The following is a 7,835-nucleotide window of genomic DNA, read 5'->3' as shown; positions in this document are numbered from 1 at the left end:
ATCCACTCCCGGCTACATGGGACACGAAACATGCACCCCCGCGCATGCATTCGTGCCCCCGCTCCATCCATAACTGTTACCGCCCGTCATCAGCCCTGCATGCAGCGGACAGGAAGCCAGCCGCGCACCTGTACACGACCTACAACCCGGCCCCCAGGCCCCCAGGCAACAGATGACGTTGGAATTATCCACATAAGGTAGAGCAGGGAATCGGCCGAAGCAACGGGAATCTGCCTCCAACCCATCAAAACCCGATCACACCACATGAATATGGCAAACAAAAAAGGCCGCTATCGCTACTAATGGCGATATACGACCTTCTTTATTACTTGCCTCATTCTTTCATATGAAAGAAATCAGCAGCCTTTTACGCAGCAGCAAGCGACTTGATACGTGCGGACAGGCGCGAAATACGACGGGCAACAGTGTTGGCGTGAAGAACGCCCTTGCCAACCGCACGCTGCAGTTCCGGCTGTGCCGCGCGCAGCGCAACGGCAGCGTCGTCCTTCTTGCCGGTCGCGATGGCGACCTCGACCTTCTTCACGAAGGTGCGGACGCGCGACAGGCGTGCCGTGTTACGGGCGTTGCGGCGTTCGTTCTGGCGGATGCGCTTGCGCGCTGATGCTGTATTGGCCATTGCTCTCAGTTCATCTGCATAAATCAGGTTACGGCGGTCCGCCACCCGATCGTTGCGGACATCCCATATCAGGCTGGCGATCTAGTCCACCCTGACCCCATTCGTCAAGACAAGTCTTTGCCTAAATCATTTTCCACCCCCTGCTGGCGGGGACAGAAAAAGCTTGAACGCCCGGACTGGGTGATCCGGACCACCCCGTCGCATGCCGGTGGACCGGGGCAGTCGGGGCACCCCTCCCCCTCCCGCCCGTACACGCGCCAGGCATGCTGGAAATAGCCCAACTCCCCATCCGGTTGCACGTAATCACGCAGGCTTGAGCCACCAGCGGCAATTGCCTCCTCCAGCACCGCACGGATTTCGGTGGCAAGGATGTCATACCGCGCCGCACTGATGTCACCTGCTGCCCGCGCAGGGTGGATACGCGCACGAAACAGGGCTTCGGACACATATATGTTGCCAAGCCCAGCCACCACGCGCTGGTCCAGCAGCAGGGCCTTGATGCTGGCACGCCGCCCGCGGGCACGCGCCGTCAGCCACGCGCCATCAAACCGGTTACCCAGCGGTTCCGGCCCCATACCCGCCAGCAGGCGGTGATTTTCCACATCTGCCGCCGCCACCAGATCAACCATGCCGAAACGCCGGGGGTCCACCAGCCCGCAGCGCGCGCCCTGCGCCGTCTCGATCACAAGATGTTCGTGCAATGCGGGCGGCAGGTCGCGCTCAGCCGCCGTTGGGCGTGACAGCAGCACGCGGCCGGACATGCCCAGATGCAGCACCACAACCATCCCGCCCGAAAGCGTGATGAGGATATATTTTCCCCGCCGGGCGAATCCATCGACCCGCCGCCCCTGCAGCGCCGTCGCCAGACCGGTCGGAAAGGGCCATCGCAGGCCCGTATGGTGCGTGCTGGCGCGTGAAATAGTGTGACCTTCAAGATGCACTCGCATCCCGCGCATCACAGTTTCGACTTCAGGTAGTTCCGGCATGGCCTCATCTGGGTTTATACCTGTGCATCATGACCGACATTAGCCAGCCATACCATCCCTCCCCTTCCGCAGGCCGTCCCGATGACCGCCATGCGGATACCACCGATTTCGGCTTCCGCGACGTGCCGTTGCGCGAGAAGAAATCCCTGGTCCGGAATGTCTTTGACAGCGTGGCCTCCAAATACGACATCATGAACGACGTGATGTCGCTGGGCATCCACCGCGCGTGGAAGAAGATTTTCGTCAACGAACTCGGCCCCCACCCCGACCTGTCGCTGCTCGACCTTGCGGGCGGGACGGGTGATATCTCCTTCGGGTGGCTGCGTGGCGGTGGCGGCCCGGCCATCCTGTCCGACATCAATGTCAGCATGCTGACGGTGGGCCGCAACCGCGCGCTGGAGCGCGGGCTTGTCTCGGGCCTCAACTTCCTGGCTGTTGATGCCGAAGCCATTCCGCTGGCCAACAATTCGGTTGATCGCGTCTCCATCGCCTTCGGCCTGCGCAACTGCACGGACAAGCTGCAGGTGCTGCGCGAGGCCCATCGCATCCTGCGCCCGGGCGGCCGGTTCCTGTGTCTTGAATTCTCCCGCGTTCAGGTCGCGGCCTTCGCCCCGGTTTACGACGCCTGGTCCTTTCACGTGCTGCCACGCATGGGAGCCGCGATCGCGGGTGACCGTGAAAGCTACCAGTACCTGGCAGAAAGCATCCGCATGTTCCCTGATCAGGAAACGCTGGCGGACATGATGCGTGAAGCAGGGCTGGAACGGGTATCTTACCAGAACCTGTCCGGCGGGATTGCCGCAATCCATTCCGGCTGGAAAATCTGATGGGGGATGGGGCGACCCGTTCTGTCCTGCTGGTCGTGGGTGGGGGCATTGCCGCCTACAAGACGCTGGAACTGATTCGCAGGCTGCGCGAACACGGCCTGCGCGTACGCACCGTGCTGACGGATGCGGGGGCACGATTCGTCACCCCCATGTCCATTCAGGCGCTGAGTGGCGAACGTGTCTTCAGCGACCTGTTTTCCCTGACCGATGAAAGCGAGATGGGACATATCGCCCTGTCACGCAGCAGCAATCTGGTCGTGGTCTGCCCCGCTACCGCCGACCTGCTGGCCCGCATGGCCACCGGACTGGCCGGTGATCTGGCCACCACCGTGCTGCTGGCCACCGACACACCTGTGCTGGTCGCTCCCGCCATGAACGTACGCATGTGGACCCATGCGGCAACACAGGCGAATGTCGCCACGCTACGTGCGCGTGGCGTGGCCTTCGTGGGGCCGGAATCCGGTCTCATGGCATGTAACGAATCCGGACCGGGACGGCTGGCGGAAACGGATACGATCCTTGCCGCCATCCTGCGCGGGCTGTCACCCGACCGGCCACTGGCGGGCCGCCGCGCGCTGGTGACCGCAGGCCCCACGCACGAACCGATTGACCCCGTGCGCTACATCGCCAACCGTTCCTCCGGCATGCAGGGATATGCCATTGCCGAAGCCCTTGCGGCGGCCGGGGCGGATGTAACACTGGTCAGTGGCCCGACCACCCTGCCCGATCCGGCAGGCATGCACACCGTGCGGGTGGAAACGGCACGTGACATGCTGGATGCCTGCCGCCATGCGTTGCCCTGCGACATTGCCGTATGCACCGCCGCCGTGGCGGACTGGCATGTTGCCCCGGCAACCCAGAAGATCAAGAAAACAGCAGATGCGGCGCCGCCCGCGCTGCAACTGCTTCCTAACCCCGACATCCTTGCGACGCTGAGCCAGCCTGGCCCGACAAGACCCGGATTGATTATCGGATTCGCGGCGGAAACCGAGCATGTGCTGGCGCATGCCACCACCAAGCGCGAACGCAAGGGCTGTGACTGGATCGTAGCCAATGATGTCAGCCCGGACACCGGGATCATGGGCGGTACGGAAAACGAGGTCACCCTGATAGATGCTGCGGGCTGTGAACACTGGCCCCGACTGGACAAGGCGCAGGTCGCGCACAGGCTGGTTGCGCGGATCGCCACATTCCTGCAAACGCCACACCCCAAACCTGAATAATCCGACGGACCCTGCCATGACTTCCTCCCCCCTGCCCATCCAAGTTCGCCGCCTGGCCCATGCCCATGGGCTGCCGCTGCCTGGTTACGCCACCGATGGCGCGGCCGGAATGGACCTGCTGGCAGCCGTGACCGAACCGGTGACCATAGGGGCCGGAAGCCGCGCGCTGGTACCCACGGGGCTGTGTGTCGCGCTGCCGCGTGGGTATGAAATGCAGATCCGCCCGCGGTCGGGCCTTGCCCTCAAACACGGCATCACCCTGCCCAACGCCCCCGGCACGATTGATGAGGATTACCGTGGGGAAATCGGCATCATCGTCATGAATACTGGTAGCGAACCCTTTGTGGTCGAGCGTGGCATGCGCATTGCACAGGCTGTGCTTGCCCCGGTCGTGCGCGGGACATGGGTTGAATATTCGGAACTGGAGGAAACGGATCGTGGCATGGGCGGCTTTGGCAGTACGGGCACCGCAGGGTGACAGACGGTAGCCTGCCGGGGAACCTGCGGGTCCGCCCCAATGTTCCAGACCTGCTTGGCCTGCTGGCGATCATGGCGGGGGCTGTTATTGTCGCCACGGCCGGGCGCCACATGCTGGTGCCCATTCCCGCCAGTGAGGCAGGGACCATCCACCTCAACCCCGCATGGTTGCCCGCCTACGCCGTGCGAACCACGCTGCGCATGTTCGCAGCCCTTGCCGCGTCGCTGGTCTTTACCTTCACCTATGCCGTCTGGGCCGCCAAGAGCAGGCGCGCGGGACAGGTGCTGATCCCGCTGCTGGATATCCTGCAATCGGTGCCGATCCTTGGCTTCCTGACGTTTACGGTGGTCTTCTTCCTCGGTCTGTTCCCCGGGCGGATGATGGGGGCGGAACTGGCCGCCATCTTCACCATTTTCACCAGTCAGGCATGGAACATGGCCTTTGCCATGTATCAGGCGCTGCGCACCGTACCCCCTGACCTGGAGGAAGCGGCCCTGTGCTTCGGCCTGACGCCGTGGCAGCGTTTCTGGCGGCTGGAAGTGCCATTCGCCATCCCGTCACTGGTCTGGAACACCATGATTTCCATGTCCGGCGGATGGTTCATGGTCGTTTATTCCGAAACGATCACGGTCGGGAATACCGATATTGCCCTGCCGGGAATCGGGTCGTATGTGGGCGTTGCGATCGAACAGCGCAACATATGGGCGATCTTCTATGCCATTGCCGCCATGCTGGCGGTCATCCTGGCCTATGACCAGCTACTGTTCCGTCCGCTGGTTGCATGGTCGGCACGCTTCCAGACCGACGAGGGCACGACGCTTGCAGCACCCGACCCATGGGTGCTGACCCTGCTGCGGCGCACGCACCTGCTGCGTCAGGCCTGCCTGCGACTGGGTGGCATGATGACCCGCATCGGCTGGCTGCCACTGGGGCCGCGCCCATCCGCCCCGCGGCGACCGCTGGTTCCATCCCGCCTGCTGGACAGCGCATGGATCGCGGCACTGGCTGTCTGCGCCATCACCATCGGGTGGAAGACATGGGCATATGCCAGTACCCATTATACGGTGGGACAGATGCTGCATGTCACCATGCTGGGTGGTGTCACGCTGGCGCGCGTGATGGTGACGGTCATTGTGGCGTCACTGATATGGGTGCCGCTGGGAATATGGCTGGGCCTGTCACCACGACGGGCACGACGCGCACAGATGGCGGCGCAGTTCATGGCCGCCTTCCCTGCCAACCTGTTCTTTCCACTGGTGGTGGTGGTGATCGTGCGCTGGCACCTGAACAGCAATATCTGGCTGACGCCGCTCATGCTGCTGGGCACGCAGTGGTATATCCTGTTCAACATCGTGGCGGGGGCATCGTCCTATCCCGGTGACCTGCTGGAAGCGGCCAAGAACTTCCATGTCCGGGGCTGGCTGTGGTGGCGGCGCGTCATGCTGCCGGGCATCACGCCCTATTTCATTACCGGCGCGCTGACCGCATCGGGTGGCGCGTGGAACGCCGCCATCGCGACCGAGGTCGCAAGCTGGGGAGACACGACCCTGAGCGCTAACGGGCTGGGTGCCTATATCGCCCATGCCACCGTGGCGGGTGCGACCGACCAGGTGGGGCTGGGCATGGCGATCATGGCGGCGTTCGTGCTCCTGCTCAATCGCGCCCTGTGGCGTCCGTTATCCAATTATGCCGCGCGGCATTACACCTTTGACTGAGAGTTCATGATGCAGCAGCCTGACACCGCCCCTCCCCCACCCAAGTCCGGGACGGAGCTTGTCCGGATCATCAATTGTCGGCAGGCCTATCACAAGGAAAGTGCCACCGACCTGGTGGTGCTGGATGGCGTGAACCTGTCCATCCGCAGTGGGGAAATCGTGGGGCTGCTGGGCCGGTCGGGGTCGGGCAAATCCACGCTGCTGCGCATTATCGCGGGCCTGCTGCCGCCCACGGCGGGCGAAGTGATATGGAAAGGCAAGAAACTGGAAGGCCCGGCTGACGGCATTTCCATGGTGTTCCAGTCATTTGCGCTGTTCCCGTGGCTGACGGTACAGAAAAACGTGGAGCTGGGGCTGGAGGCGAAGGGCGTGCCCATGGCCGAGCGCCACAAGCTGGCCGAAGACGCGATCGGGCTGATCGGTCTGGGTGGGTATGAAAACGCCTATCCCAAGGAACTGTCGGGGGGCATGCGCCAGCGTGTGGGGCTGGCGCGGGCGCTGGTGGTACACCCTGACCTGTTGCTGATGGATGAGCCGTTTTCGGCGCTGGATGTGCTGACGGCCGAAAACCTGCGCACCGACCTGGTGGAACTGTGGGCGGAAAAGAAGCTGCCCATACAGTCCATCCTGCTGGTGACGCATAATATCGAAGAAGCGGTGCTGATGTGCGACCGCATCCTGATCTTTTCGTCCAACCCCGGTCGGGTCGCCTATGAGCTGCAGGTGCCCTTTGAACATCCCCGCAATCGGGAGGACGCAGCCTTCCGGCAGTTCGTGGACCGGATTTACGCGCTCATGACCCGTCGTGCGCCCGTGGTATCAGAAGCGGACATGACCGACCCGGATATGAAGCATGTGCAGATTACAGCCGACGCCGTGGCCCTGCCCGCGCTGCCGATCAATACCATCGTGGGCATGATGGAAACGCTGGCGGCCGACCCGCTTCACGGACGCGCCGACCTGCCGCTGCTGGCCAGCCGCTTGCAGCTTGAGCTGGATGACCTGTTTCCGTTAGGCGAGTCGCTGCAACTGCTGGGCTTTGCCGAACTGGAGGACGGCGATATCATGCTCACCCCCGAAGGCATGCGCTTTGTCCAGAGCGAGCATGACACCCGCAAGAACATCCTGTGGCACAGCATGCTGCATAACATCCCCATGGTGCGCACCATCCGCGCCGTGCTGGATGAACGCCCCAATCACCGCGCCAGCGCCGAACGCTTCCGTGACGAACTGGAAGACAGCATGTCCCCCGATTATGCCCGTCAGACACTGCAGACGCTGATCGGCTGGGCACGCTATGCCGAACTGTTCGATTTTGATGAAGAAGCCGACCAGCTTTTCCTGGACGACGAAACCGAATAGACGGCCCTAGCCCGCCGTATCCACCAGCCGGTCACGAAACAGCCGACGCATCTTGGCGATCTTGGGCGGAATCACGGCGCTGCAATACGGATTGCCGGGATTACGGGCAAAATAATCCCGGTGATAATCCTCGGCTGGCCAGAAATGCGTCAGCGGCGCGATTTCGGTCACCAGCGGGTCCGGCCACACCTTTGCCTCCGCAATTTCGTTACGGATGGCATAGGCCGTCATTTCCTGTTCCGGTCCCTGCCAGAATATGGCGGAGCGATACTGCGTCCCCACGTCATTGCCCTGCCGGTTGAGAGTTGTGGGATCATGCATGACGAAGAAAATGCGCAGCAGGTCGGCGCATGACAGCTCAGCGGGATCGAACGTCACCCGCACGACCTCCGCATGGCCAGTGCGACCCGAACAGACCTGTTCATAGGTAGGGCTGGCGGCATGCCCTCCGGCATAACCGGGTTCCAGCCCCTCCACGCCACGCAGCTCCTTCAGCGGCGCCTCAAGGCACCAGAAGCAGCCCCCACCCAGCACCAGTGTCTCCAATGCGTTTTTGGTCATGGTGGCTTCCTTCCCAAAGTTGCCGTGAAGAGAATATTCCGGAAGT

At 62.7% G+C, this 7,835-nt stretch carries 8 protein-coding genes; 5 read left to right on the top strand and 3 right to left on the bottom strand.

The window, feature by feature from the left end:
* Positions 1–367: 367 nt before the first annotated feature.
* Together rpsT and mutM are read right to left on the bottom strand one after the other, a co-directional pair.
* Complete coding sequence (gene rpsT, locus ACE2AA_RS16360; protein WP_141259342.1) at positions 368–637, bottom strand: 30S ribosomal protein S20; 270 nt, start codon at positions 635–637, stop codon at positions 368–370.
* 104 nt (positions 638–741) lie between these two features.
* The gene (gene mutM, locus ACE2AA_RS16355; RefSeq protein ID WP_395370520.1) at positions 742–1,623 is read right to left on the bottom strand and encodes a bifunctional DNA-formamidopyrimidine glycosylase/DNA-(apurinic or apyrimidinic site) lyase; all 882 of its coding nucleotides are present in this window, start codon (positions 1,621–1,623) and stop codon (positions 742–744) included.
* Between the two features lie 29 nt (positions 1,624–1,652).
* Here mutM and ACE2AA_RS16350 point away from each other — a divergent pair, with 29 nt between their 5' ends.
* The 5 genes from ACE2AA_RS16350 to ACE2AA_RS16330 are packed head-to-tail and all read left to right on the top strand — an operon-like array spanning position 1,653 to position 7,228.
* Positions 1,653–2,450: a class I SAM-dependent methyltransferase gene (locus ACE2AA_RS16350; protein ID WP_141298609.1), complete on the top strand. Its 798-nt coding sequence runs from the start codon at positions 1,653–1,655 to the stop codon at positions 2,448–2,450.
* Positions 2,450–3,673 (top strand): bifunctional phosphopantothenoylcysteine decarboxylase/phosphopantothenate--cysteine ligase CoaBC, encoded by a 1,224-nt coding sequence (gene coaBC, locus ACE2AA_RS16345; protein WP_395370518.1) that lies wholly within the window; start codon positions 2,450–2,452, stop codon positions 3,671–3,673. Before ACE2AA_RS16350 ends, coaBC begins: the two co-directional genes overlap by 1 nt.
* 16 nt (positions 3,674–3,689) lie before the next feature.
* Entirely contained in the window at positions 3,690–4,151 is a 462-nt protein-coding gene (gene dut, locus ACE2AA_RS16340; RefSeq protein WP_141259338.1) for a dUTP diphosphatase, read from the top strand.
* Complete coding sequence (locus tag ACE2AA_RS16335) at positions 4,148–5,866, top strand: ABC transporter permease subunit (protein ID WP_141298605.1); 1,719 nt, start codon at positions 4,148–4,150, stop codon at positions 5,864–5,866. Before dut ends, ACE2AA_RS16335 begins: the two co-directional genes overlap by 4 nt.
* A gap of 9 nt (positions 5,867–5,875) precedes the next feature.
* The gene (locus ACE2AA_RS16330; protein WP_141259394.1) at positions 5,876–7,228 is read left to right on the top strand and encodes an AAA-associated domain-containing protein; all 1,353 of its coding nucleotides are present in this window, start codon (positions 5,876–5,878) and stop codon (positions 7,226–7,228) included.
* Between the two features lie 6 nt (positions 7,229–7,234).
* On the opposite strand, the gene msrA is transcribed toward ACE2AA_RS16330, so the two are convergent.
* A complete protein-coding gene (msrA, locus tag ACE2AA_RS16325; RefSeq protein WP_141259336.1) occupies positions 7,235–7,789 on the bottom strand; it encodes a peptide-methionine (S)-S-oxide reductase MsrA in 555 nt (184 codons plus the stop codon).
* Positions 7,790–7,835 lie beyond the last annotated feature (46 nt).

Source organism: Komagataeibacter diospyri (assembly GCF_043995075.1).
In the GTDB taxonomy this organism is placed as follows: Bacteria; Pseudomonadota; Alphaproteobacteria; order Acetobacterales; family Acetobacteraceae; genus Komagataeibacter; species Komagataeibacter diospyri.
Note: the sequence above shows the minus strand (reverse complement) of the source record. Positions and strands in the feature narration are given on the sequence as shown.